The 26281-nt window shown below is 47.9% G+C and carries 20 protein-coding genes and 2 pseudogenes; 8 read left to right on the top strand and 14 right to left on the bottom strand.

Translation table 11 applies throughout. The features are described from left to right. Both HMPREF2572_RS10775 and HMPREF2572_RS15280 read left to right on the top strand, forming a co-directional pair. Positions 1–654: pseudogene (locus HMPREF2572_RS10775) on the top strand (RHS repeat domain-containing protein); the annotation flags it as partial. A 119-nt stretch (positions 655–773) separates the two neighbouring features. Beyond that, complete coding sequence (locus HMPREF2572_RS15280) at positions 774–869, top strand: hypothetical protein (RefSeq protein WP_349267162.1); 96 nt, start codon at positions 774–776, stop codon at positions 867–869. A gap of 858 nt (positions 870–1727) precedes the next feature. Here HMPREF2572_RS15280 and HMPREF2572_RS10765 read toward each other — a convergent pair. The 9 genes from HMPREF2572_RS10765 to hpnD form a co-directional block, all read right to left on the bottom strand. After that, positions 1728–2594 (bottom strand): ATP-binding protein, encoded by an 867-nt coding sequence (locus HMPREF2572_RS10765; protein ID WP_070498528.1) that lies wholly within the window; start codon positions 2592–2594, stop codon positions 1728–1730. An 8-nt stretch (positions 2595–2602) separates the two neighbouring features. Further along, positions 2603–3232, bottom strand: coding sequence for a riboflavin synthase (locus tag HMPREF2572_RS10760; protein WP_070498526.1), 630 nt, complete (start codon positions 3230–3232; stop codon positions 2603–2605). Positions 3233–3251: 19 nt separating this feature from the next. After that, complete coding sequence (gene trmB, locus HMPREF2572_RS10755; RefSeq protein ID WP_070498523.1) at positions 3252–3959, bottom strand: tRNA (guanosine(46)-N7)-methyltransferase TrmB; 708 nt, start codon at positions 3957–3959, stop codon at positions 3252–3254. Positions 3960–4321: 362 nt separating this feature from the next. Then, positions 4322–6109, bottom strand: a complete 1788-nt coding sequence (gene lpdA, locus HMPREF2572_RS10750; protein WP_070498521.1) for a dihydrolipoyl dehydrogenase — start codon at positions 6107–6109, stop codon at positions 4322–4324. Positions 6110–6196: 87 nt separating this feature from the next. After that, entirely contained in the window at positions 6197–7810 is a 1614-nt protein-coding gene (aceF, locus tag HMPREF2572_RS10745; protein ID WP_070498519.1) for a dihydrolipoyllysine-residue acetyltransferase, read from the bottom strand. 240 nt (positions 7811–8050) lie between these two features. Then, positions 8051–10714 (bottom strand): pyruvate dehydrogenase (acetyl-transferring), homodimeric type, encoded by a 2664-nt coding sequence (gene aceE, locus HMPREF2572_RS10740; protein ID WP_070498517.1) that lies wholly within the window; start codon positions 10712–10714, stop codon positions 8051–8053. A 432-nt stretch (positions 10715–11146) separates the two neighbouring features. After that, positions 11147–12376, bottom strand: a complete 1230-nt coding sequence (locus HMPREF2572_RS10735; protein ID WP_283118478.1) for an aspartate aminotransferase family protein — start codon at positions 12374–12376, stop codon at positions 11147–11149. 204 nt (positions 12377–12580) lie between these two features. After that, positions 12581–13924 carry a hydroxysqualene dehydroxylase HpnE gene (gene hpnE, locus HMPREF2572_RS10730; RefSeq protein WP_070498512.1) on the bottom strand — a complete coding sequence of 448 codons (1344 nt, stop codon included), beginning with the start codon at positions 13922–13924 and terminating at the stop codon, positions 12581–12583. Beyond that, positions 13921–14769 carry a presqualene diphosphate synthase HpnD gene (gene hpnD / locus HMPREF2572_RS10725; protein ID WP_070498510.1) on the bottom strand — a complete coding sequence of 283 codons (849 nt, stop codon included), beginning with the start codon at positions 14767–14769 and terminating at the stop codon, positions 13921–13923. Before hpnD ends, hpnE begins: the two co-directional genes overlap by 4 nt. A gap of 187 nt (positions 14770–14956) precedes the next feature. On the opposite strand from hpnD, the gene HMPREF2572_RS10720 reads away from it, so the two are divergent. Next, on the top strand, positions 14957–15817 hold the full coding sequence (locus HMPREF2572_RS10720) for a tetratricopeptide repeat protein (RefSeq protein ID WP_070498508.1): 861 nt from the start codon (positions 14957–14959) through the stop codon (positions 15815–15817). Between the two features lie 126 nt (positions 15818–15943). On the opposite strand, the gene HMPREF2572_RS10715 is transcribed toward HMPREF2572_RS10720, so the two are convergent. Continuing rightward, positions 15944–16381, bottom strand: coding sequence for a DUF4124 domain-containing protein (locus tag HMPREF2572_RS10715; protein ID WP_070498505.1), 438 nt, complete (start codon positions 16379–16381; stop codon positions 15944–15946). Positions 16382–16577: 196 nt separating this feature from the next. Here HMPREF2572_RS10715 and guaB point away from each other — a divergent pair, with 196 nt between their 5' ends. After that, a complete protein-coding gene (gene guaB, locus HMPREF2572_RS10710) occupies positions 16578–18041 on the top strand; it encodes an IMP dehydrogenase (RefSeq protein WP_003743246.1) in 1464 nt (487 codons plus the stop codon). Between the two features lie 65 nt (positions 18042–18106). On the opposite strand, the gene HMPREF2572_RS10705 is transcribed toward guaB, so the two are convergent. Both HMPREF2572_RS10705 and HMPREF2572_RS10700 read right to left on the bottom strand, forming a co-directional pair. After that, positions 18107–19099, bottom strand: coding sequence for a WG repeat-containing protein (locus tag HMPREF2572_RS10705; protein ID WP_070498503.1), 993 nt, complete (start codon positions 19097–19099; stop codon positions 18107–18109). A gap of 193 nt (positions 19100–19292) precedes the next feature. Continuing rightward, positions 19293–19628, bottom strand: coding sequence for an RNA polymerase subunit sigma (locus HMPREF2572_RS10700; protein ID WP_070498501.1), 336 nt, complete (start codon positions 19626–19628; stop codon positions 19293–19295). Positions 19629–20131: 503 nt separating this feature from the next. Between HMPREF2572_RS10700 and eno the strand changes: the two genes are divergently transcribed. From eno to ttcA, 3 genes are all read left to right on the top strand, one after another. Beyond that, positions 20132–21418: a phosphopyruvate hydratase gene (gene eno / locus HMPREF2572_RS10695; protein ID WP_070498499.1), complete on the top strand. Its 1287-nt coding sequence runs from the start codon at positions 20132–20134 to the stop codon at positions 21416–21418. Positions 21419–21434: 16 nt separating this feature from the next. Next, positions 21435–21713, top strand: coding sequence for a cell division protein FtsB (gene ftsB / locus HMPREF2572_RS10690; RefSeq protein WP_003743241.1), 279 nt, complete (start codon positions 21435–21437; stop codon positions 21711–21713). 391 nt (positions 21714–22104) lie between these two features. After that, the gene (gene ttcA, locus HMPREF2572_RS10685) at positions 22105–23064 is read left to right on the top strand and encodes a tRNA 2-thiocytidine(32) synthetase TtcA (protein ID WP_049230729.1); all 960 of its coding nucleotides are present in this window, start codon (positions 22105–22107) and stop codon (positions 23062–23064) included. Between the two features lie 498 nt (positions 23065–23562). Here the strand turns inward: ttcA and fghA are convergent, their stop codons facing one another. Both fghA and HMPREF2572_RS10675 read right to left on the bottom strand, forming a co-directional pair. Continuing rightward, complete coding sequence (gene fghA / locus HMPREF2572_RS10680; protein WP_070498497.1) at positions 23563–24390, bottom strand: S-formylglutathione hydrolase; 828 nt, start codon at positions 24388–24390, stop codon at positions 23563–23565. An 8-nt stretch (positions 24391–24398) separates the two neighbouring features. Further along, a complete protein-coding gene (locus HMPREF2572_RS10675) occupies positions 24399–25508 on the bottom strand; it encodes an S-(hydroxymethyl)glutathione dehydrogenase/class III alcohol dehydrogenase (protein ID WP_206597875.1) in 1110 nt (369 codons plus the stop codon). A 360-nt stretch (positions 25509–25868) separates the two neighbouring features. On the opposite strand from HMPREF2572_RS10675, the pseudogene HMPREF2572_RS10670 reads away from it, so the two are divergent. Beyond that, positions 25869–26281: pseudogene (locus tag HMPREF2572_RS10670) on the top strand (calcium-binding protein); the annotation flags it as partial.

The raw sequence follows: 26281 nt of genomic DNA, 5'->3' as shown, positions 1-26281 counted from the left end.
CAAGACGGTCTGCCGACCCGACGCACCAATGCTTTGGGGCATACCTTCGGTTACCACTACGACAAAGCCCGCCGCCTAGTTGGCCTGACCAATGAAAACGGTGCGCGCTACCGCTTTGCCTACGACGTCCTCGACCGCCTGATTGCCGAAAGCGGCTTCGACCATAAGCTCACCGGCTACCGCTACAACGCCGGCAACGAGCTGGTCGAGCAGCGCGAATTCGGCGATGACGCCTCCCTCGCCGCCAAACTGATGGCGCAGCTGGGCGGACAGCCCGTCCCCAAAAAAGACGCTGCCCCGCTTTCAGACGACCTCGACAGCCAAACCCCGCTGCGGGTTACCGAGTTCAAACGCGATATATTGGGACGCTTAATCCACACCCTCGCCCGCGATAACGAAAGAGTTCAGGAAACCGCTTACCAATACGACCCGAACGGCAACCTCGTCCGCGCCGCCAACCGCCACAGCATCACCTGTTTCGACTACAACGGAAACGGTCAGCTTATCGCCCAGCACCAATGGAAAGTGCCGTCCAAAGAAGAAAACGCCCGAAACGGTTTGCCCGAAACCGACTGGCGCGATGCGCAGTACGACATGCTGTACCTGCCCGTTACCGAAACCGTCCGCTACCACTACGACTTCAACAGCAACCGTCCTGCCCGACAACAGACCAACGGTAAGGCGGAACGGATAATCTACACCTTGATGGAGTGTAACATAGCAAGTTTCCGTTTAGGGATTCGGAACACCGGCAAAAGAAATTGTACCGCTTTGTGAATTTTTATAATATGGTAAAGCCTCATAAAAGCTTGAAGGATGATACGCCTTTTGAGGTCTTAAAAACTTATTTTTCTCAACCTGTTGAGTAAACAACGTAGTTTTTTATTACAAGTAACATAATATGTTGAAATTATTTATCTCATCGTTTTTAAACCTATTATTTATTTTATGCTTAACCAAAGAACTGAAAGGACTTATTAACCTTATTCTAAATATTTATAATGGGAATATAAGCAATTATATCTTAGAAATAGTAGAGATTTTATTATATTACTTATTAAGTTTAAGTATTTTTTTGTTATCAAAATACTTAGCATCATTGATAACAAAAAGCCAAACCATTAAATTATTATTATTTATTATAATTTGCTTGTTTTTAGATATAATAGCTTGCTTATTTATATTTAGATTCTTCTTTATAACCTGTTATAGTGGATTAAATTTAAATCAGGACAAGGCGACGAAGCCGAAGACAGTACAGATGGTACGGCAAGGCGAGGCAACGCCGTACTGGTTTAAAATTAAGCCACTATAGTAGCTGTAGATTAGCTCGAGACCCAACAAACACCTAGGTCGTCTGAAAATCTTGGACTGCACTTTGTGAGCTCCCCGCCGCCAATTCACAGCCCCAAAGCCCCAGATGAGTTGATGGTGGGCGACTTAATGAAACAGATCGACGAATATATGGACTACTACAACCAGGAGCGTTGCAGTTTGAAATTGAAAAAGCTGAATCCTGTCACATACTGAACCCAGCTTACACAGGGCACCTGAATAGGCTTTTATGTGTGTCCAAGATTTGGGGCGCAGTTCAAGTTTCATGCAACCTTTTGAACTATGGCAATCTAAAGCGATGTTATCGGAAGATAAATGAAACTGACCGAAAAAGCTTTGCCTACCCTTATCCTCCCGCAAATTTCAGTACGGCAGGCATATTTCCGAAAACCTTAATCCAAAATCCGTTGTTCCAGCAAACGCCCTGCCCAATCACACGCAAACTGCCAAGCCGAACGCCCAGAGCGGTTGCCGCGCATTTGTGCCCATTGTAATGCCGCCTTGCGTGCCGTTTCATCAAAATCCACGCCGAAGTCGCCCAGCCAATTTTCAACTGCTTGAAGATAGTCATTTTGATCGAACGGATAAAAACTCAACCACAAGCCGAAACGGTCGGACAGGGAAATTTTTTCCTCAACAGCTTCTTTTTGATGAATTTCGCCGCGTATGCCCGTTGTCCCGATATTTTCATCCATATATTCAGGCATCAGGTGGCGCCGGTTGGAGGTCGCGTACACCAACACGTTGCTGCATCTTTGCGACAAACCGCCGTCCAATGCGGTTTTTAGGGCTTTGTAGGTTTCATCACCGGTTTCAAACGACAGGTCATCGCAGAATACGATGAATTTTTCGGGACGGTCTTTCAGCAAAAAAAGCAGCGCGGGCAGGCTGACCAAATCGCTCTTATCAACTTCAATCAGACGCAGCCCTTGCTCGGCATATTCGTGCAACAGGGCTTTGACCAGCGAGGATTTGCCCGTTCCGCGCGAACCGCTCATCAAAACATTATTCGCGGAGCGGCCTGCCAAAAACTGCTCGGTATTGCGTTTCAGTTTTTCGGTTTGCGTCCCGACGGCAGCCAGACGGTCAAGCGGGAATGTATGCGGGTTTGGCAGGCTCTCCAAAATCCCTTTTTTACCGACGCTGTGCCAACGGTAAGCCAAAGCGTTCCAGTCGGTTTTACCGGGTTTTTCAGGCAGTACCAAATCAAGACGGTCCAAAACGGAATAGGCTTTTTGCAAAAAGGCGGCAAGTTTCATATGTGCTCCTATCGTCCTGATGTAGCAGGATTTTGCTGCGCCATCACGCGCATTACGGTATCGACAACGGCTTGGGTTTGCGGATCGATTTCGATATTGATGATGTCACCCTCTTTCCGGCTGCCAAACAAAGTGCGCGTCAAAGTTTCCGGAATCAGGTGGACATTGAATTCCGTTTCGGCAACATCGCCTATGGTCAGGCTGCAACCGTCCAAGCCGACAAAGCCTTTGCTCAAAATATAGGGTTTGAGTTCAGTCGGCAGTGCAAACCATACCGTACGGTTAAACTCGCTTCGCTCTATCCGCGTAATCTGCGTAGTCGTCATGATATGCCCGCTCATGACGTGTCCGCCGATTTCATCGCCGAAACGGGCGGCACGTTCGAGATTGACGGCATCTCCCGTTTTCAGACGACCCAAATTGGTCTTTTCCAAGGTTTCTTTCATCAAATCAAAGCTGACCGCATTGCCGTTGATTTGGGTAATGGTCAGGCAGCAGCCGTTGTTGGCGACGGATGCGCCGATTTGCAGATGCTCGGTCATCCCATCGGGCAGTTTGACGACATGGGTACGGAAATCGGCGGACGGTTCGCGGATAGCGATAATTTCGCCGACACCTTGGACGATACCTGTAAACATGGGAGATTCTCCAATCGGTTTATTTGATGCGTTTGAAAACCAAATCCCAAACGCCGTGCCCCAAACGTTTGCCGCGGGCTTCAAATTTCGTTTCGGGACGGTAGTCGGGCGTAGGCGCGTAATCAGCGGCGGTATTTTGCAAATTGTCAAAACCGCTCAACACTTCCAGCATCTGCTGCGCGTATTCTTCCCAGTCGGTCGCCAGATGGATATAACCACCGACTTTCAGCTTGGGCAGCAGTTTCTGCACAAACGGCGTTTGCACCAAGCGGCGTTTGTTATGGCGTTTTTTGTGCCAAGGGTCGGGAAAGAAAATGTGGATGCCGTCGAGTACGTCGTCTGAAAGCATATTTTCCACCACTTCGACCGCATCGTGCCGCATCACGCGGATATTGCCGATGCGTTCTTCTTCAATCAATTTCAAAATGTTGCCGACGCCGGGACCGTGCACATCAATCGCCAAAAAGTCGGTATCAGGCAGGCGCTTGGCAATTTCAACAGTCGCCACACCCATGCCGAAACCGATTTCCAACACCTTGGGACGGTCGCTGCCGAAACGCTGATTCAAATCCAACACGGAATCTTGGTAATCGATGCCGAATTGCGGCCACATCGTATCAATGGCACGCTGCTGCGCTGCAGTCATATGTCCTTGACGCAACACAAAGCTGCGGATGGAGCGTTTGTGTTCTTCGGGAACGGTGGAATCCGGAGTTATTTCGTTCATAAATTATTTCTTGTATCTGATAAAACTGGGGAAAGGTCGTCTAAAAATCTGCGATATGGTTTCAGACGACCTCTGAATGTATGGGGTAAACCGTTAAACGGTTTGTTTTATAATTGATGAATAAACATGAGACAAGTTGCCGACAGTATAAATCCTATCGAATTCATTTGCTTGCTGTTTTAATTCATTACTAAATGGTTCACTTGGAGCTTAGACACGCATTCTTGCTCATCCATTATATCGTTAGCGAAATCACTATCACTGACAATATGCTGTTTGACGAAAAGGTCGTCTGAAAGATTCAGACGACCTTTGACTGATAAATGCAGTGTCAGCAGTTTAATTCAACTGACTGAATACACTTATTTTTTCTTTTGAGCAGGCAGGTCGGTACAAGTACCCAGCGCCACTTCGGCGGCCATACCGATGGATTCGCCTAAGGTCGGATGCGGATGGATGGTTTTGCCGATGTCTTCAGCGTCGCAGCCCATTTCGATGGCCAGACAGATTTCGCCAATCATATCGCCGCCGTTCGGACCGACGATACCGCCGCCGATGATACGGCCGGTTTCAGCATCAAAAATCAGCTTGGTGAAGCCGTTATCGCAACCGTTGGCAATCGCGCGGCCGGAAGCAGCCCACGGGAAGTTGGCTTTGGTGATTTTGCGGCCGGATGCTTTGGCAGACAATTCGGTTTCGCCAACCCATGCCACTTCGGGAGCGGTGTAAGCCACGCCCGGAATCACGCGTGCGTCGAAGTAAGCTTTGTGTCCGGCGCAGTTTTCAGCAGCAACGTGGCCTTCATGAACGGCTTTGTGCGCCAGCATAGGCTGACCGACGATGTCGCCGATGGCGTAGATGTGGGGCACATTGGTGCGCATTTGTTTGTCGACTTCGATGAAGCCTCGGTCGGTTACGGCAACGCCTGCTTTTTCGGCGCTGATGAGTTTACCGTTAGGCGCACGGCCGGCGGCAACCAATACTGCATCGTAGCGTTGCGGCTCTTTCGGCGCGTTTGCACCTTCGAAGGTAACGTAAACGCCGTCTTCTTTCGGCTCGACTGCGACGGTTTTGGTATTGATCATGATGTTGTCAAAACGGTATTCGTTTTGTTTTTGCCATACTTTCACCAAATCGCGGTCGGCACCTTGCATCAAACCGTCCATCATTTCAACGACCTCAAGGCGTGAACCCAGCGTGCTGTAAACCGTACCCATTTCGAGGCCGATAATACCGCCGCCGATAATCAGCAGCTTGCCCGGTACTTCTTTCAGAGCCAATGCACCGCTGGAATCGATGATGCGCGGATCTTCAGGGATAAACGGCAGCTTGGTTACGCGGCTGCCCGCTGCGATGATACAGTTTTTGAACGCAACGATTTTTTTCTCACCGGTAGGCGTAGCCTGCTCGTACACGTCGCCGGTAGTCAGCGACACTTCCAAGTGGTGCGGATCTAAGAATTGACCGTCGCCTTGGATAACGTCCACTTTGCGACCTTTAGCCATGCCTGCCAAACCGGTAGTCAGGCGGGAAACCACGCCGTCTTTATAGCCGCGCAGCATGTCGATGTCGAGTTCAGGCTCGGGGTATTTGATGCCGTTGGCAGCCAAGTGGCGCACTTCGTCAATAACGGCAGCGTTGTGCAACAAGGCTTTGGAAGGGATACAGCCGACGTTCAAGCAAACGCCGCCCAAGGTTTTGTAACGCTCGACGATGGCAACTTTCAGGCCTTCGTCAGCAGCGGCGAATGCAGCGGAGTAACCGCCGGGACCGCCACCCAATACGACCACGTCGTACTCAGCATCGGCAGAACCGCCGAATTGCGCGGCTTGCGGAGCGGGAGCGGCAGCTTTAGGGGCTTCTTGCGCAGGGGCAGCAGCAGGTGCTTCGGCTTTAGGAGCGGCAGCCGCGCCTTCGGCTTCAACGACTACAATCAAGCCGCCTTCGGAGATTTTGTCGCCGACTTTGACTTTGACTTCTTTGACCACGCCAGCAACTTCGGCAGGTACGTCCATCGTCGCTTTGTCGGTTTCCAAGGTAATCAGGGTATCATCAACGGCGATGGTGTCGCCTACGTTCACTTCAACCGCGATAATATCTACATTTTCGTGTCCGCCAATGTCGGGCACTTTCAATTCAACTAAGCTCATGTCTAATCTTTCTGAATGATATTCGGACTTCTGTTTTCAGACGACCTGTCGAATTATTTGCCGAAGGTCGTCTGGAATACGCTCGGATTACAGGGTAATGCGGCGGAAGTCTTTCAACAGGTTCGCCAGGAATACGGTGAAGCGCATACCGGCGGCACCGTCGATAACGCGGTGGTCGAAGGACAGGCTCAACGGGCACATCAGGCGAGGAGCGAACTCTTTGCCGTCCCAAACCGGTTTGATTTGGGATTTGCATACGCCCAAAATAGCAACTTCAGGTGCATTCACAATCGGAGTGAAGCCTGTACCGCCGATACCGCCCAAGCTGGAAATGGTAAAGCAGGCGCCTTGCATTTCTTGCGGTTTGAGCTTGCCTTCGCGGGCTTTTTTAGACAATTCGGTCAGCTCTTGGCTGATTTCTTTCAGACCTTTTTGATCCACGTCTTTGATGACGGGAACAACCAAGCCGTTCGGCGTATCGGCTGCGAAACCGATGTTGAAGTAGTTTTTCAGAACCAGATTGTCGCCATCCAAAGAAGCGTTGAATTCTGGGAAGGCTTTCAGCGCAGAAACGGAGGCTTTGATGATGAACGCCAACGGAGACAGTTTCACGCCTTCGCGTTCCCATTCTTTGTTCAGCTGTTTGCGGAATTCTTCCAATTCAGTCATGTCCGCTTCTTCGTGAACGGTAACGTGCGGGATAACTACCCAGTTACGGGACAGGTTTTGACCGGAAATTTTCTTAATGCGGGACAATTCTTTAACTTCGACATTACCGAATTTGGAGAAGTCCACTTTAGGCCACGGCAACAAGTCCAGACCGCCGCCCAAAGATGCGCCGGCAGCAGCAGGTTTCGCCGCACCGCCCTGCATTACAGATTTCACAAAGGCTTTAATGTCGTCACCCATGATACGGCCTTTCAAGCCGGTACCTTTGACTTGACCCAAATCTACACCCAATTCGCGCGCCAGTTTGCGTGCGGAAGGACCGGCGTGTGCTTTGGCAAAAGCGGCTTCGTCGACTTTGGCAGCGGCGGGTGCTGGAGCGGCAACAGGAGCCGGAGCTGCAGCAGGCGCGGCAGCCGGAGCTGGTGCTGCTGCCGATGTGGCGGCTTGAGCAGGTGCAGGAGCGGCGGCAGAACCGGCGGTCTCCACTTCGATAATGGCAGTACCTTCGGATACTTTGTCGCCGACTTTCAGGAATACGGCTTTAACGACACCGGCAGCGGTACAAGGTACGTCCATAGTCGCTTTGTCGGTTTCCAAAGTAATCAGCGTGTCGTCTTCGGCAACGGTGTCGCCCACTTTGATTTCAACGGCGATTACATCTACATCAGTATGACCGCCAATATCAGGAACGGCTACTTGAACAGTTGCACCACCTGCAGGAGCGGCAGCGGGTGCAGCGACAGGTGCAGGTTGTGCCTCAGCGGCAGAAGCCGGAGCGGCTTCAGCAGCGGCAGCACCGGTTTCCACGGTCAAAATTACGCCGCCTTCGGAGATTTTGTCACCGACTTTGACTTTCACTTCTTTCACAACGCCTGCTGCATCGGCAGGTACGTCCATAGTGGCTTTGTCGGTTTCCAGAGTAATCAGGGTGTCGTCAACGGCGATGGTGTCGCCCGCTTTGACTTCTACTGCGATAATATCGACGTTTTCATGACCGCCGATATCGGGTACTTTGATTTCTACGATACTCATTTGAGTTCCTTTGATGATTTCGGTTTGAGGTCGTCTGAAAAACAGTTTCAGACGACATCACTTATGTTTTCCGGCACGGATAACCATTTCCAGAGCAGCCTTTCTGCACTTCGAGCTTTTTGCACGACTTGCGCCGGCTGCTTGTTAACTGGAGGTTTATCCGTTATACAAACCGTCAACGTATTCTTGATTCAGACGACCCCGCAAGCAAATTGACTTTGAGGTCGTCTGAAAACAGGATTAGCGTTTCCAGCTTGGAGCCACGTCGGCATTGATGCCGTATTTTTCGATGGCTTGCTGAACGGTTTCTTTGCTGACTTTGCCTTGTTCTGCCAATGCGCTCAATGCTGCCACGGCAACGTTGTAGCGGTCCACTTCAAAGAAGCGGCGCAGGTTGGCACGGCTGTCGGAGCGGCCGAAACCATCGGTACCCAAGACATGGTAGTCGTTCGGGATGTACGCGCGGATACGGTCGGCATAGCTGCGGATATAGTCGGTAGCGGCGATAACCGGACCGTCATGACCTTGCAGTTGTGAGGTAACGAAAGGCACTTTTTCAGCTTCTAGCGGATGCAGGCGGTTGAAACGTTCTGCTTCGATGGCATCGCGGTGCAACAGGTTGAAGGACGGGCAAGACCAAATGTCTGCTTCTACGCCGAAGTCGGCTTTCAGCAATTCGGCACCGGCAATCACTTCTTGCAGGATGGTACCGGAACCCATCAATTGAACTTTTTTGTCGCCTTTACCGCCGGCTTTCAGCAAGTACATACCTTTCAGGATGTCTTGTTCCGCACCTTCAGGCATGTCCGGATGAGCGTAGTTCTCGTTCATCAGAGTGATGTAGTAGAACACGTCTTCGTTGTCGGCATACATACGGCGCAGACCGTCTTGTACGATAACGGCTACTTCATATTGGAAGGTCGGATCGTAAGAAACACAGTTCGGGATCAAATCGGCTTGAATGTGGCTGTGGCCGTCTTCGTGTTGCAGGCCTTCACCGTTCAAGGTTGTACGACCGGCAGTACCCCCCAACAGGAAACCGCGTGCGTGCATATCGCCGGCAGCCCATGCCAAGTCGCCGATACGTTGGAAACCGAACATAGAGTAGTAAATGTAGAAAGGAATCATCGCGAAGTCGCTGTTGGCGTAGCTGGTTGCAGCTGCGATCCAGTCAGCCATCGCGCCTGGCTCGTTAATACCTTCTTGCAAGATTTGACCGTCAACGGATTCTTTGTAGAACATCAGTTGGTCTTTGTCTTGCGGGGTGTATTGCTGACCTTTCGGGTTCCAAATACCGTATTGGCGGAACATGCCTTCCATACCGAAGGTACGGCTTTCGTCAGGAACGATAGGTACGACGCGTTTGCCGATTTTTTTGTCTTTCAACAGAGTAGACAGAATGCGGACAAATGCCATAGTGGTAGAGAATTCACGATCACCGCTGGATTTCAGTTGAGCATCGAATGCGGACAACTCAGGCACTTCCAATACCTCTTTTGTCGGATGACGTTGAGGCAGGTAACCGCCCAAGGCTTCGCGGCGGGCGTGCAGGTATTTGTACTCTTCGCTGTCAGGAGCGAAGGTCAGGTAAGGCAGATCGCCGCTGTCAATTTGCTCGTCGGTAACAGGAATGTCAAAGCGGTCTCGGAATTGTTTCAGAGATGCTTTGTCCATTTTTTTGGCTTGGTGGGCAACGTTTTGACCTTCGCCGGATGCACCCATACCATAACCTTTAATGGTTTTCGCCAAAATTACGGTAGGTTTGCCGTCCGCATGGTTAGCTGCGAGATCATAAGCGTTGTACACTTTTTGCGGGTCGTGACCGCCGCGGTTCAATGCCCAGATTTGCTCATCGGTCATATCGGCAACCAATGCTTTCAATTCAGGGGTATTGAAGAAATGTTCGCGAACGTACGCGCCATCTTTGGATTTGTAAGTTTGGTAGTCGCCGTCCAAACATTCTTCCATACGTTTGCGCAGGATACCGTCTTTATCTTTTGCCAAGAGGCGATCCCAACGGCGACCCCAAATGACTTTGACAACATTCCAGCCTGCGCCGGCAAAGTTGCCTTCCAATTCTTGGATGATTTTGCCGTTACCGCGGACAGGACCGTCCAAACGTTGCAGGTTACAGTTGATGACGAAAATCAGGTTGTCCAAACCTTCACGTGCTGCCAATGCGATGGCGCCTTGTGATTCGGGTTCATCCATTTCGCCGTCGCCGCAGAATACCCATACTTTACGGCCTTTGGTTTTTGCCAAACCGCGGGATTCCAAGTATTTCAGGAAACGTGCTTGATAAATCGCCATAATCGGACCCAGACCCATAGATACGGTCGGGAACTGCCAGAAGTCAGGCAGCAAGTGTGGGTGCGGGTAAGAAGGCAGGCCTTGTCCGTCCACTTCTTGGCGGAAATTGTCCAATTGGTCTTCAGTCAGACGGCCCTCAACGAAAGCGCGGGCGTAGATACCTGGAGAAACGTGGCCTTGGAAGAATACCAAATCACCTTCTTCGCCTTCGCCCTTAGCTTTCCAGAAGTGGTTGAAACCTACTTCGTACATGGTTGCTGCAGATTGGAAAGATGCGATATGACCACCCAGCTCCAAATCTTTTTTACCCGCGCGCAATACGATGGCGGCGGCGTTCCAGCGCACGAATGCACGGATGCGGTGTTCGATGTTTTGATCGCCCGGAATACCTTTTTCATCTTCAACCGAAACGGTATTCAAATATGGAGTAGTCGTGCCGTGAGGCATACGAACGCCTTTGTCGCGGCTGTATTTAACCAGATGTTCCAACAGGTATTGCGCGCGTTCGCTGCCTTCGTATTCGAGAACTGAGCTTAACGCATCCAACCACTCTTGGGTTTCAATCGGGTCAACATCGTGTAATTGGGTGGACATAGTATCTATCCTTATGTTGAGTGTTATTCAATGACAGAGGGTTATACCCCTAATGTTTTCGTTTGCGAAAATTGATATACAAAAACGAAAATTCCTAAAATTAAATCAAACGTAAAACCACAATTACCCTAATATTATCAATCAATTAAAAACATAATTGAAAACAATGGGCGCAATGAGTCATTTATTTGAATTTATTCCGCTGCAAATCGTATCAGTAATTGGAATAACTGGCAAATTGCAATTTATAACATCGGTTTTATTCTGAACAATTGGTATATGGATTTGCTCGAATTTTGGTCAAATTCAACCAAAAAAGAAAATTTTTATATAATTTATTTTCCAAAACCAACAAATAACCACATTTTCCATCGCTAACTGAATAGAAATACTTCATCAAATTTGTTAACAGTTAAATAAAATCAATCAAATTCAGACGAGCCATTCTGTTAATGCCGCCTCCAAGCGTTTCAGTCCTTCCGCCATATCTTCATCGTTTAGCAAAAGACTAGGAGCGAAGCGCACGACGTCGGCTCCGGCAACCAATACCATCAAGCCATGTTTCAATGCAGCGGCGGTAATTTCTGAAGCGCGGCCTTTGTATTTGTCCGCCAACACACAGCCGATGAGCAGCCCCATACCACGGACCTCTTTAAATACGCCAGTTTTTTCGCCCAATTCCCGTAAGGTCGTCTGAAATTTTTGTCCTTGTTTTTCAACATGTGCCAAGGTTTCAGGTGCATTAATAATGTCGAACGCGCGGCTGCCGACGGCGCACGCCATCGGATTACCGCCGAAAGTAGAACCGTGCGTCCCCGGTCCGAAAGTCGGGGCGATTTTATCGGTGGTCAGAATCGCGCCGATGGGAAAGCCGCCGCCTAATGCTTTGGCAGAACTGAGAATATCGGGCGTAATGCCGTAATGTTCGTAGGCAAACAGTTTGCCCGTATGCCCCATGCCGGTTTGTACTTCGTCTAAAATCAGCAATGCGCCGTGTTCGTCGCACAAACGGCGCGCAGCTTGCAGATATTCCTGCGTGGCAGGCAGGATGCCGCTTTCGCCTTGAATCGGCTCGATAATCACCGCACAGGTGTTTTCACTGATGGCAGCTTCCAATGCAGCAACATCGTTAAACGGAACGTGGGTGATGCCTTGCGGCAGCGGCGCGTAGTCTTTGCTGTATTTGGGCTGGCCGCCAACCGATACCGTAAACAGCGTGCGGCCGTGGAAGCTATTTAGGCAGGAGATGATTTCGTTTTTTTGTCCGCCAAAATGATCGCGACCGTATTTGCGCGCCAGTTTCAGCGCGGCTTCGTTGGCTTCCGCGCCGGAATTGCAGAAGAACACTTTGTCGGCGAAGGTATGCTCTACCAGCTTTTGCGCCAATTCCTGTGCGGGTTTGGTGGTGTAGATATTGGAAATGTGCCACAATTTTTGCGACTGCTCCGCCAGCGCGGCAACCAAATCGGGATGGCAGTGTCCCAGCGCATTGACCGCGATACCGCCCGACAAGTCGATATATTCACGACCTTCAATATCCCAGACGCGGCTGCCGAGGGCGCGTTCTGGAATCATAGGGGCGAATGAAAAGTTGGGAGTCAGGTAATTTTGCATCCGGTTTCCTTTGCAGTTTAAGTCTGATGTATAGTGAATGAACGGCATTGAATCGAATACGACAACGCCTGCATTGATATTAAGTTAATCTGACGATTATGCGCCGATTAAGACATTGTGTCATCCGCAGCCGGATTCAAATATTTAGACAATGCAGCCACTATCAACAAAGGTCGTCTGAAAACACAGATTTAATCTGTGTTTTCAGACGACCTTTTTGCGTAACATTCACACCAAGTTTTGATTAACCAATCAAAGCAAGGACTGAGCATCGCTCTCCCTTTTTTTCAGATTGATTTCTGCCAAACACATTTCCGCCGCCGTCAAACCCGACTGTACCGCTGCTTCCAACGTAGCTGGATAGCGCGGGTGCAGGTAGTCGCCTGCGGGATAGATATTCCGCTGCTGCAGCCAAGCAAAATCGGGCGTTGTCAAATCAGGCGTGCAGGCTGTGGTCGCCCGTTTTTCGGTGATGACGCGGGCGGCTTCGGGCTCGTCCAAATAAGGGCAGATACGCTTTACGTCGGCATGGACTTTCTCCGCCCATTCTTGGCTTTTGAACGCTCCGACGTAATCGGAAACGCTGATGACGGCGGCGACTCCGTTTGTCGGCAAACCGAGTGCGCCGCGATACACCAGCCATTGCGCCGTACCATCGGCAAATCCGGTCAGCGGCGCGGGCAAATGAACGGGAACGGCATAGCGTAGATAGACGGTGGTGATGGAGTGGTAGCGGAGGTTTTGATAGGTCGTCTGAATATAGTCGGGAATATCTTCAGGAAAAAGATGGGCGGCATGATACGGCGCAGTCGCAACAATAACGGCATCAAAAGCCTCGTCATTCACAACGACGCGTCCGTCAGGAAGGTTTTTCAGACGACCTACTCGGGTTTCAAGACGGATGTCTGCGCCGCATTGTTTTAGTTTTGCCAACGCAGGCTCGGCGATAATTGCACCTAAATCGCGCTTGGGTAAAAGGTAATCGCTGCCAGATTTATCCGCCCATACGCCGTCGGACAAAACATTGCACAACACCCGCAAACTTGCGTGTTCCAAGGGCGTATTGAGCGCGCCCCACACCAGCGGCTGCCAAAACTCTGCAACCAGCCTGCGCGGAACATTGCGCTGCCGCAGCCATTGAGCAACAGCCAAATCAGCGCGCTTGCCGCGTGCGTAACGCTGCAACGCCCCCATATCGGATAACAACCTGATTTTCAGCGAAAACGAAATATTTTTAGCACGCAATATGCCGGTCAAAATATGCAGTGGCGAAGGAAGATTGGTACTTTGAAACTGCAAACCTTCATACATATGCCATTGCAGGGGCAAACGGCAGAACGCGGCTTCAGGGTCGGCACCGATGTGTTCCATCAGCGCCAATACGCCGCGATACGCACCGAGCAAAATATGCTGACCATTGTCCAAAAAGCTGAATCCGTCGGCACTCCCAGCCAAAGCACGCGCCCGTCCGCCCGCCTGCCGACCGGCTTCAAACACAGTAACATCGGCACGGCGCGCCAGTGACACTGCGGCAGACAAACCTGCCCAGCCTGCACCGACGACGGCAATTTTCGGGCGAAGATGCGGAGTATTCATGGCTTAAATCCGAATAACCAGGTTTTCAGGGCAATGCGCTTTTTGCGCGGTGAAGGAATGGCAATTTTATAAGTCAGGACGTTTTGCGCGCCGTCGCGGTCGATTTCGTTCAGCAACGCGTAATAAATCGCCGCCATCACCAACCCGACTTTTTGGGATTTTCTATCGGCAGCAGGCAAGAGCGACATCGCCTTGCGATAAGTTTCGCGGGCGCGTGAAACTTGAAAGCGCATCAGTTCGGCAAAATTATCCGTCGGCTTACACTGCATAATCACGCTTGCAGGCACGTCAAACCGCTGCATTTCCTCCATCGGCAGGTAAATACGACCGTTTCTCGCATCTTCGCCAACATCGCGGATAATGTTCGTCAGTTGCAGCGCAAGTCCCATCATATCGGCGTATTCCAGCGTTCGGTCGTCTGAAAATCCCAAAATCCGCGCAATCAGGCAGCCGACTACACCCGCAACGCGGTGGCAATACAGTTTCAACTCTTCAAAACTGCCGTAACGCGCCTGAACCAAATCCATCTGCATTCCGTCGATTAAGGCTTCCAATTCATATTTCGGCAGCTTGAATGTTTCCTTGACCTGCCTCAAAGCCTGATTGACCGGATGCTCCGGCATCATACCGCCGAATACCTTGTCTAAATCGCCGCGCCACCAGTTCAGCGTCGCCTGCGCCACATTCGGATCGGAACAGCCATCGACCACATCGTCCAATTCGCGGCAAAAAGCATACAAAACTGTTATCGCATCCCGCTTTTCCTGCGGTAGGAAACGGAAGCCCGACAAAAAACTGGAGCGGCTTTCTTCTGCCTTCTGACGGCAATAATCAAGTCCTTGCACGGTGTGTCCTAAAAATCTAAAAATATGGTTATGAAGGACGATTTTATCGGGATTTGGGGAATTGTGGCAATTTCAGACGACCTTTCATCCCTATATTGTTCAAATCCTCCATATTTGATTTACTTCATTTTTAAGACAAGTTAATATAGACAATCGACTCTCCTAATACCAATTATATTTTATAGTCATGAACATTACGTCTAAAACACTTATCCTAACCATCCTGCTTTCCATCTCAGGAATGCAGGTTTATGCAGCAAAATCGCATTACACCCCGCGTCACAATGTCTCTCAAAATAATGAAAACCAAGCCTTCCGATTGATGCAAGAAATGGCGAAACAGGGGGACACCCGCTCTCAGCTGGACTTAGGCACCATGTATGCAAAAGGTATTGGTACGACACAGGATTACGAGCAGGCAAAATACTGGTTTGAAAAAGCAGCACACAGCGACAACGCCGAAGCACAATTCAATCTTGGAATCGTTTATTACGAAGGTGAAGGAACGGCACAAGACTATCGCCAAGCCAAATTTTGGTGGGAAAAGGCAGCTCAACAGGGCAATGCAGCAGCAGCGTTTAATTTAGGTATTCTGCACTATGCCGGTATAGGCATTCCTCAAGACTATATACAGGCAAAAACCTGGTTTCACAAAGCAGCAGACCAAGGAGAAGACAGCGCGCAATTTTACTTGGGTTTGATGTATTACTCAGGCGAAGGTGTAGCTCAAGACTATAAGCTTGCCAAGTCATGGTTTGAAAAAGCTGCCAAGAAAGGCAATGCCAAAGCACAATATAATTTAGGTATCATGTTTGCCGAGGGACAAGGCGTTACCCAAAATTATCCCAAAGCGAAATATTGGTATAACAAAGCAGCAGAACAAGGTAACGCGAATGCTCAAAACAACTTAGGCGTTTTATACGAAAACGGACAAGGGGTAACCCAAAATGTTACCCAAGCAAAATCTTGGTTTGAAAAAGCCGCCGCCCAAGGCAATACGCTTGCACAACACGCCTTGGAATACATGACGCAGCAAAATCACAACTGAACCCGATATTTTGCCAATACACCATTACCGATAGATTAACCCTGTCCATTGAACAGCCATACTAGAGAAAGCTAAAAAATAAGGCATACGGTTACAACCATATGCCTTATTTTTCTTTTGATACAATCAATTGCAATATTTATTAATATCACCCTGATATTGCTTAATCAAATCATCACGATTAGCTGTACGCGCACTTTCCGCAAACTGACGGTTTACACGGGCAATCCGGCAATTGTCTTCCTTATTTTGGCGGTTTGCTTCTTCAACCTTCTTATTCTGCTCTTCCACCTGCTTATTCTGCGCCAAAATTTTCTCGTTCAGCTTGGCTTGCTGCTCTGACAGCGTCCCTTCTTGAGCATGTTCCGGCTTAGCAACCGCAGGGGTCACGTTACGGGTTCGAATATTCACAATATTCGAACGTTCCGGCTGCAGACGATTAGGCGTATCGGAGTAGCTGGTGCTGCCACTGCCGTTTTTCCATGTATAAACGTTATTTCCGGCTATTGCCCCGGCTGCATACAAAACACCAGCCAAAAATAAGGATAAAGATGATTTTTTCATTTTGTTTTCATCGTAAACGTGTTTTCAGACGACCCTATTCTACTTGATTTTCAAAAATATGTCATATTAATTCAAAAATATGCGTTGCAATGGTGTCGTAAAAAAATAATCTCAAATTGCAAACAATCCGCTGTCAACAAATCTTAGCGGGTGTTATAATGTCGTGCATCTTGCACAAACTGAAAGACTGAGCATCATGCGTATCGTAGAAAAAGCCTATACTTTCGACGATGTTTTGTTGGTTCCTGCACATTCAACCGTGCTGCCACGAGACGTTAAACTTCAAACCAAGCTCACCCGCGAAATCACGCTCAACCTCCCCTTACTTTCCGCCGCAATGGACACCGTTACCGAAGCACGCCTCGCCATTTCCATGGCGCAAGAAGGCGGTATCGGCATTATCCATAAAAACATGACGCCCGAAATGCAGGCGCGTGCCGTTTCCAAAGTGAAACGCCATGAGAGCGGCGTAGTGAAAGACCCTATTACGGTTGCGCCGACGACGCTTATCCGCGAAGTATTGGAAATGCGCGCGCAACGCAAACGCAAAATGTCCGGTCTGCCCGTCGTAGAAAACGGCAAAGTGGTCGGCATTGTTACCAACCGTGACCTGCGTTTTGAAAACCGCCTCGACCTGCCCGTTTCCGCCATCATGACCCCGCGCGAACGCTTGGTTACCGTCCCCGAAGGCACAAGCATCGACGAGGCACGCGAACTGATGCACGAACATAAAGTCGAGCGCGTTTTGGTCTTGAACGAAAAAGACGAGCTTAAAGGCTTGATTACCGTAAAAGATATTTTGAAAACCACTGAGTTTCCGAATGCCAACAAAGACTCCGAAGGCCGTTTGCGTGTAGGCGCGGCAGTCGGCACCGGCGGTGACACCGAAGAGCGCGTAAAAGCCTTGGTCGGAGCGGGAGTCGACGTCATCGTCGTCGATACTGCACACGGCCATAGCCAAGGCGTTATCGAGCGCGTGAAATGGGTGAAAGAAACCTATCCGCACATCCAAGTCATCGGCGGCAATATCGCAACCGCCAAAGCCGCTTTGGATTTGGTCGCAGCAGGAGCAGACGCCGTCAAAGTCGGTATCGGTCCGGGTTCGATTTGTACCACCCGTATCGTTGCAGGCGTAGGCGTGCCGCAACTGACCGCCATTCACAATGTTGCCGAAGCCCTCAAAGGCACAGGCGTTCCACTGATTGCCGACGGCGGCATCCGCTTCTCCGGCGACATCGCCAAAGCTCTGGCAGCGGGCGCATACAGCGTCATGCTCGGCGGTATGTTTGCCGGTACGGAAGAAGCACCGGGCGAAATCGAACTCTACCAAGGCCGCTCGTACAAATCCTACCGCGGCATGGGTTCCTTGGGTGCGATGAGCCAAGGTTCCGCCGACCGCTACTTCCAAGATAAAACCGACAGCACCGACAAATACGTCCCCGAAGGTATCGAAGGCCGCGTTCCCTACAAAGGTCCGATTGTGAACATTATTCACCAACTGACCGGCGGTCTGCGTTCCAGCATGGGCTATTTGGGCTGCGCCAACATCGCAGAAATGCACGAGAAAGCGGAATTTGTGGAAATCACCTCCGCAGGCATGAGCGAATCGCACGTTCACGACGTACAGATTACGAAAGAAGCACCGAACTATCACCGCTAAGATCAAGTGAAAAAAGGTCGTCTGAAAGTTTCAGACGACCTTAATTGCATCACATTCAAAAATTGTTATTCCACTTCAACCGGTTTGCCTTGCTTATCAATATAAAAGAATTCATCCTCACTATAATCTTCGTCTTTAAATATATTCTTCATATTAACAAGTGCCACACCATTTTGGAAATTATTGAAAGTACCAAATTTGAACGGTATGATTACTTTGCCGGTTTTATCTAAATAGCCGAATTTGCCGTTTAATTCTGCACCAATCAAACCTTCACTCAATGAACCTAGATACGTATATTTAAAAGGGATAACTACCTTTCCCTTTTTATCGATATAACCGTATTTATCATTTTGTGAAACCCTTGCCATACCATCCTCAAAATTATAAGCACTTTTATATCGCGCAGGAATTACCCACTGATTTCTTTTATCGATATAACCCCATTTATCAAGAATCTGAACAGCAGCTACACCCTCATTAAAATAAAAAGCCTTTTCATATTTTGGTGGAATAACCATCTCACCTTTTGTATTGATATAGCCATATTTATCTGTATCAGCAGTGACAACCGCAGCCAATCCTTCGCTAAATGAATCAGCTTTATCATATTGAAATGGGATGACAACTTTGCCCTTTGTATCAATAAAACCCCATTTGCCTTTTTGTTTGGCAGGAGCAATACCTTGTACAAAATCATCAGGCAAATCCTCAAATTTCAAAGGAATCACTTCTTTACCACTAGCGTTGATGTAGCCGCATAAAAGCTGATCTGATTTTCCTACTATTTTACATACTGCTGCCAATCCTTCAGAAAAATCACGGGCAACAGCATATTTGAAAGGAACAACAACTTTCCCTTGTCGATTGACAAAACCATATAAATCAGAAGTATTCTTGTTACTCGGCTTAGTAACCATAGACAAGCCTTCTTCATTAAGGCAAGAAACCGTGCCATAACCTTCTCTGCCGGATAATTTTGGTTCTTCGCAGGTATCAGCCAGTGCAATAGGCATATACACTGATGCGATAAATGCACCTAAGAATATTTTCTTCATACATTGACCTTGTTAAAAATGATGAGCGAATTTTATAAAAATTCATAAGGCATGTCCATATTCAAAACCGGCAAGATTACTGAAAATATTTTCAGACAACCTCTTATTCACGATACAAGCACTGGTTTTATCTATAAGCCTTTAATCATCATATTTTACCTTGCAACTATTTCTTAAAAATATAGAAAATCAGCTATACTTCCTTAGCCATAAAAATATTTTCCAGTGTTTTCCTAAATGCAATCATATTAATGCTTTCGTCTATATCAATTTCAATGTGTTTTTTAATTTTCAGAGATTTCTGAATATCTTCCCCAAAATCAAAAGATAAAACGTGATCAATTAAATTATAAGCAACATCATTACTCTCAATTGAAAAAGTTTGTTCATTAAACTCAAAATAGATTTGATCATCTTCGTTTTGATTGAAGGTTAAAGTGAAGTAATGGAAATCTCCCAAATCAAAATAGATATAAGATAAACCTTCATCATCAGACTCATCAAACAAGATCTCTATTGGCTTCCACATAACTGATATCCATATAAATTTTATATAAACCCCTATTTTCCAGCTTATTATTTTTTTATTTTATTCTTTATCCTTTATTCCAACCTTAACTCATCGGCATCATAGCATCTCTTTCTATGTAAACTTAAATAAAAAATTCAATTTTTTTTTGAAAATCAGAAAGCTCAATTAAATTCCAGCCTAAATAACTATTATGCCATCAATTAGAAACCTGACAATTGAAACAAATTTCGTTTTTTCAGACGACCGCCAAAAACAAAGCATTTGCAGCAAGTTACCCTGCCCTAAAATCTCAAAAACTGTTAGAATACGGGGCTGTTTGAGCATACATTGCTCCCTGTACAAACCGATGTTGACGTGAAACAAACTTACAGTTGGTTTCATAGCAGTTTTGGCACCGCCATCGGTATAATCGCCGTTGATGTGCTTTCAGCGACACTCACAGGTCGTCTGAAACGTAACAAAGCTACTTTTCTTTTTTCATCCTCATTTGGAGAATATTCATGAGCGCAATCGTTGATATTTTTGCCCGCGAGATTTTGGATTCACGCGGCAACCCCACCGTAGAATGCGATGTATTGCTGGAGTCCGGCGTAATGGGCCGTGCCGCTGTACCGAGCGGTGCGTCTACCGGTCAAAAAGAGGCTTTGGAACTTCGCGACGGCGACAAATCCCGTTACTTGGGCAAGGGCGTATTGAAAGCAGTAGAACACGTCAACAACCAAATCGCTCAAGCCCTGATCGGTATCGATGCCAACGAACAATCCTACATCGACAAAATCATGATTGAGCTGGACGGTACTGAAAACAAAGGTAATTTAGGTGCGAACGCTACTTTGGCAGTTTCTATGGCTGTTGCCCGTGCAGCTGCCGAAGATTCAGGCCTGCCGCTTTACCGCTACTTGGGCGGTGCCGGTCCTATGGCTTTGCCTGTTCCGATGATGAACGTTATCAACGGTGGCGAACATGCCAATAACAGCTTGAACATTCAAGAATTTATGATTATGCCCGTTGGCGCGAAATCTTTCCGCGAAGCCCTGCGCTGCGGTGCCGAAATTTTCCACGCGCTGAAAAAACTGTGCGACGGTAAAGGCTTCCCGACTACTGTCGGCGATGAAGGCGGTTTCGCCCCTAACCTGAACAGCCACAAAGAAGCCCTGCAACTGATGGTTGAAGCAACTGAAGCCGCCGGCTACAAAGCGGGTGATGACGTATTGTTTGCACTGGACTGCGCATCCAGCGAGTTCTACAAAGACGGCAAATACCACTTGGAAGCCGAAGGCCGTTCTTACACCAGCGCTGAATTTGCCGAATACCTTGAAGGCTTGGTTAACGAATTCCCGATTATCTCCATCGAAGACGGTATGGATGAAAACGACTGGGACGGCTGGAAACTCCTCACCGAAAAACTCGGCAGCAAAGTACAACTGGTCGGCGACGACTTGTTTGTAACCAATCCGAAAATCCTTGCACAAGGCATCGAAAAAGGCGTGGCAAATGCATTGCTGGTCAAAGTCAACCAAATCGGTACTTTGAGCGAAACCTTGCAAGCGGTTGACTTGGCAAAACGCAGCCGTTACGCCAGCGTAATGAGCCACCGTTCCGGCGAAACCGAAGACAGCACCATCGCCGACTTGGCTGTTGCGACCAACTGCATGCAGATCAAAACCGGTTCATTGAGCCGTTCCGACCGCATGGCGAAATACAACCAATTGCTGCGTATCGAGGAAGAATTGGCAGAAGCTGCCTACTACCCCGGCAAAGCCGCATTCTATCAACTGGGCAAATAAGAAAAGGTATTGATGTATGAAGTGGGTAACTGTTGTTTTATCCATCGCGCTTGCTTACTGCCAATACAGCCTTTGGTTTGGAAAAGGCAGTATCGGGCATACGGAAGAATTGCAGGAACAACTTTCCGTGCAGGAGGAGAAAAACCAGACGCTCACTTTGCGCAACCAGTTCCTTGCTGCGGAAGTCGATGATTTGGCGAACGGTCAAGAAGCAATTTCTGAAATTGCCCGTGTGGAATTGGGTTACGTCCAAGACGGCGAAACCTATTACCGTTTTATCGAACGCAGCCGTTAACTGCCCTGATGGGAATAAAAGGTCGTCTGAAAAAGAGTGATTCCCAAATTTTAGGTCTCTATAAATAACTTTCAGACGTTTCGTACAAGCAGGCTTCTGTGTGCCACAGAAGCCTGCCTCTCTAATTTCAAAACAACATCATCCCCATCATTTCCCAAACGCATGTAAACATCTGTCTGCTGTAAATTTACTCACCCTATCCTTAATATAAACATCCCATTCTCAACACAACTCAAAAATTCCTCCTAAGCACAAATCTTTCTATTGGGACAAATATAGTGGATTAAAATCTCAATCTGCTCCCATTCTTTTTCTAATATTCGGTTTCCAAACGCTTTTTGCGGTACAATACCGCCCTTAAATTTTCTATTATTTCAAAGCACAAACCGCCATGTCCAAAAAAACCAAGCAAGAATTAGAAAACAACAAACTCAACAAACGCCTGCGCCACGCCGTTGGCGACGCGATTAACGATTTCAACATGATCGAGCCGGGCGACAAAATCATGGTCTGCCTCTCCGGCGGCAAAGACAGCTACGCCCTCTTGGACATCCTGCGCCAGCTCCAAGCCAGCGCGCCGATTGATTTCGAGCTGGTTGCCGTCAATCTTGACCAAAAGCAGCCAGGCTTCCCCGAAGAAGTGTTACCGACCTATCTTGAAAGCATAGGTGTACCGTATAAAATCGTCGAAGAAGACACCTACTCGACCGTCAAACGAGTGTTGGACGAAGGCAAAACAACTTGTTCATTATGCAGCCGCCTGCGCCGCGGCATCCTCTACCGCACCGCAAAAGAATTGGGCTGCACCAAAATCGCCTTGGGACACCACCGCGACGACATCCTCGCCACCATGTTTTTAAATATGTTTTATGGCGGCAAACTCAAAGCCATGCCGCCCAAGCTAGTGAGCGACAACGGCGAACACATCGTCATCCGCCCACTGGCGTATGTAAAAGAAAAAGATTTGATTAAATACGCCGAACTGAAGCAATTCCCGATTATCCCGTGCAACCTCTGCGGCTCTCAGCCCAACCTGCAACGCCAAGTCATAGGCGATATGCTGCGCGATTGGGACAAACGTTTCCCTGGCCGCATTGAATCGATGTTCTCCGCCCTGCAAAACGTCGTTCCTTCACATCTTGCCGACCCCGAGCTTTTCGACTTCGTCGGTTTGGAACGCGGTCAAACCTTAAAACACGGCGGCGACTTGGCGTTTGACAGCGAAAAAATGCCCGAACGCTACTCCGACGGCAGCGAAGAAGACGAAAGCGAAATCAAAATCACCCCGTCCAAACCTGAACGCAAAGTCATCAACATTCTGGCGAACAAGCCGAAAACTTGCGGTTTATAGCGGAATTTGTATTTTCAGACGATCTTTGAGACGTCCCAAGGTCGTCTGAATTTTTATATCTAAAATTTAACGTATTCTCCAGTTTGCATCACCTAACTATTTTCTAGCAAACTCAGTATCATTCTTCCTTTTCCTGACAAGACATACAGAAACAATCCCAGCATATTTTTGCGGTTGCTTTTGCTGCGAAACAACATAAAGCACGATCTGTTATAGATAACAACAAAAGGTCGTCTGAAAACAGGTTTTCAGACGACCTTTTCGTTTTTTACATCTCAACAACGGTTCGGATTGGAATGGGGGGATATTTAAGTAGAATAAGCAAGGAGATTTAGCAAAGATCTCCTCATGCTGATTCTAGGAGGCAGCTGATTTTAATAGCACTTTTTCATCATTTATAAAAACAAAAGGCATCAATCCGATGCCTTTTTAATTCATTAACATGAAAAATTAACGTTCACTTCAACGTTTAATCGATTCACGAATCACTTCTTTGGCTTACTTCAAAAATGCCGCATGATACGCAATATGCTCACCAATAAAACTGGCAATGAAGTAGTAGCTATGATCGTAGCCTTTATGGAAGCGCACATCGATCGGCCGGTTTGCCGCACGACAGGTTTCAATAAAATCTTCGGTACGCAATTGTGTTGGCAAAAACTCATCTTCTAAGCCCTGATCAATGCGTATACCTTGCACTTTATAGCCTTGTTGAATGAGCGAGCCGGCATCATATTGCTGCCATTTTTCACGATCTTTTCCTAAATAAGCAGAAAAGGCTTTCTCCCCCCAAGGTACGAGACTTGGCGACAAAATAGGCGAAAAGGCAGAAACACTTTGATAACGTTCCCGGTTTCGCAGTGCCAATACCAATGCGCCGTGCCCACCCATTGAATGCCCCATAATGGAACGTTTGCCGTTGGTAGGAAAATTTTCTTCAATCAGACGGGGCAACTCGTTCAAAATATAATCATACATTTGATAATTCGTCGCCCAAGGCTGCTCGGTAGCATTCAGATAAAAGCCCGCACCTTGCCCTAAATCGTAAGCAGCATCGTTCGGCACTTGCTCTCCGCGAGGGCTGGTATCGGGGGCAACCACAATCACTTGATGTTCAGCCGCATAACGCTGGAAGCCTGATTTGGTAATGAAATTTTGTTCAGTACAAGTCAAGCCGGAAAGCCAATAAATCACACCAAGTGGTCGATTCTCCTGATTATCTGGCAAATAGACTGCAAATTTCATTTCGCATTGCAGCGTTTGGGCATAGTGTGCCCAAACTTGTTGCGAACCGCCGAAAATTTGATGTTGTTCAATCAGTTTCATCGCGGACCTTAGTAATGAATAACAGCGCGGATCGATTTACCTTCGTGCATTAAATCAAAGGCTTCATTGATTTGATCGAGTGTCAGTGTGTGGGTCACAAACGGTTCTAACTCGATATCGCCTTTCATTGAATCTTCCACCATTTTCGGAAGTTCAGAGCGGCCTTTCACGCCACCAAATGCCGAGCCTTTCCAAACACGACCTGTTACCAACTGGAACGGACGAGTTGAAATTTCTTGTCCTACACCTGCTACGCCGATGATAATGGATTGTCCCCAACCACGGTGTGCACTTTCTAATGCCTGACGCATTACGTTTACGTTGCCGATGCATTCAAAGGTGTGGTCAATACCCCATTTATTGATGTCTAACAATACGTCTTTGATCGGTTTATCGTAATCGTTCGGGTTTAAACAGTCAGTTGCACCGAAGTGTTTTGCCAACTCGAATTTTGCGGGATTGGTATCAATGGCGATAATGCGACCTGCTTTGGCTTGACGCGCACCTTGCACCACAGCCAAACCAATCGCCCCCAAGCCAAACACGGCAACAGAGTCGCCTTCTTGCACTTTTGCCGTATTATGTACCGCACCAATACCTGTGGTAACGCCGCAGCCGAGCAAACATACTTGTTCGTGGTTGGCTTCCGGGTTGATTTTCGCCAATGAAACTTCCGCAACAACAGAATATTCGCTGAAAGTCGAACAGCCCATATAGTGATAGATCGGCTGACCTTGATAAGAAAAACGCGTCGTGCCGTCCGGCATTAGGCCTTTACCCTGCGTCTCACGTACCGCAACGCATAAGTTGGTTTTACCTGAACGGCAAAACTCACATTCGCCACATTCAGCGGTGTAAAGCGGAATGACGTGATCACCCGGTTTTACGCTTGACACACCTTCGCCCACAGCAACGACCACACCCGCACCTTCGTGTCCAAGCACCGCAGGGAATACGCCTTCAGGATCGCTTCCTGATAATGTAAATGCATCAGTATGGCACACCCCCGTGTGGGTATTGCGGATTAACACCTCGCCTTTGCGGGGCATTTCTACATCGATTTCCACAATTTGTAAGGGTTGATTTGGGGCGAATGCTACCGCTGCGCGAGATTTGATAGTTGAATTGGTTTGTTTGATTTCCATTATTTTTTCTCTTTAACTCATTAACAAAATGACTAGATGACAGCAGTTTATACTTTGGATTTCAGTCTAAAGCAAGCGTTTTTTGTAATTCTGCTCCGGCTGTAGCATGATCGACTGAAGAGCCACCATGCAATCGGCAGTTAATTAGAATGCTATCAAATATCATTTCTTATTTTAAATTAATATAAAAAACAATAATATAAATTATTATATCTTTTGCATCATTTTATTTCTCGATACAATCAGCATCAAACATACAAGAAAAAACCCATAAATGTCAAATAGATATTTATATCTATTTTTCCCAGCAACTTGTTCACAAGGAGAGCCATTATGGCCAATACATTGCACCCTTTATACTATAACGTAGCAAACAATGAATCTGTCGTCATTAAAGGCACGACCCGCGATGACGTTTTATATGGCAGTCTCGGACATACCGTATTCTACGGCGGCTTAGGCAACGATATTTATCACAGTAAAAACGCAGGTGACACCATCGTTGAATATGGATATGAAGGTAACGATACGGTTTATGCTGATACGGACTTTACCTTACCTACACACGTCGAAAACCTGACACTGACAGGCTACGGTAACCACTACGGTTTCGGCAACAACTCAAATAACACCCTAATAGGCAACAACGGTAACAACCGCTTAAGCGGTGGGCGTGGAAGTGACACGCTACACGGCATGGACGGTAACGATCTGCTGATGGGCGGCGATGATCGCGACTATCTTTA

The organism is Neisseria sp. HMSC064E01, assembly GCF_001808875.1.
In the GTDB taxonomy this organism is placed as follows: domain Bacteria; phylum Pseudomonadota; class Gammaproteobacteria; order Burkholderiales; family Neisseriaceae; genus Neisseria; species Neisseria sicca_A.
Note: the sequence above shows the minus strand (reverse complement) of the source record. Positions and strands in the feature narration are given on the sequence as shown.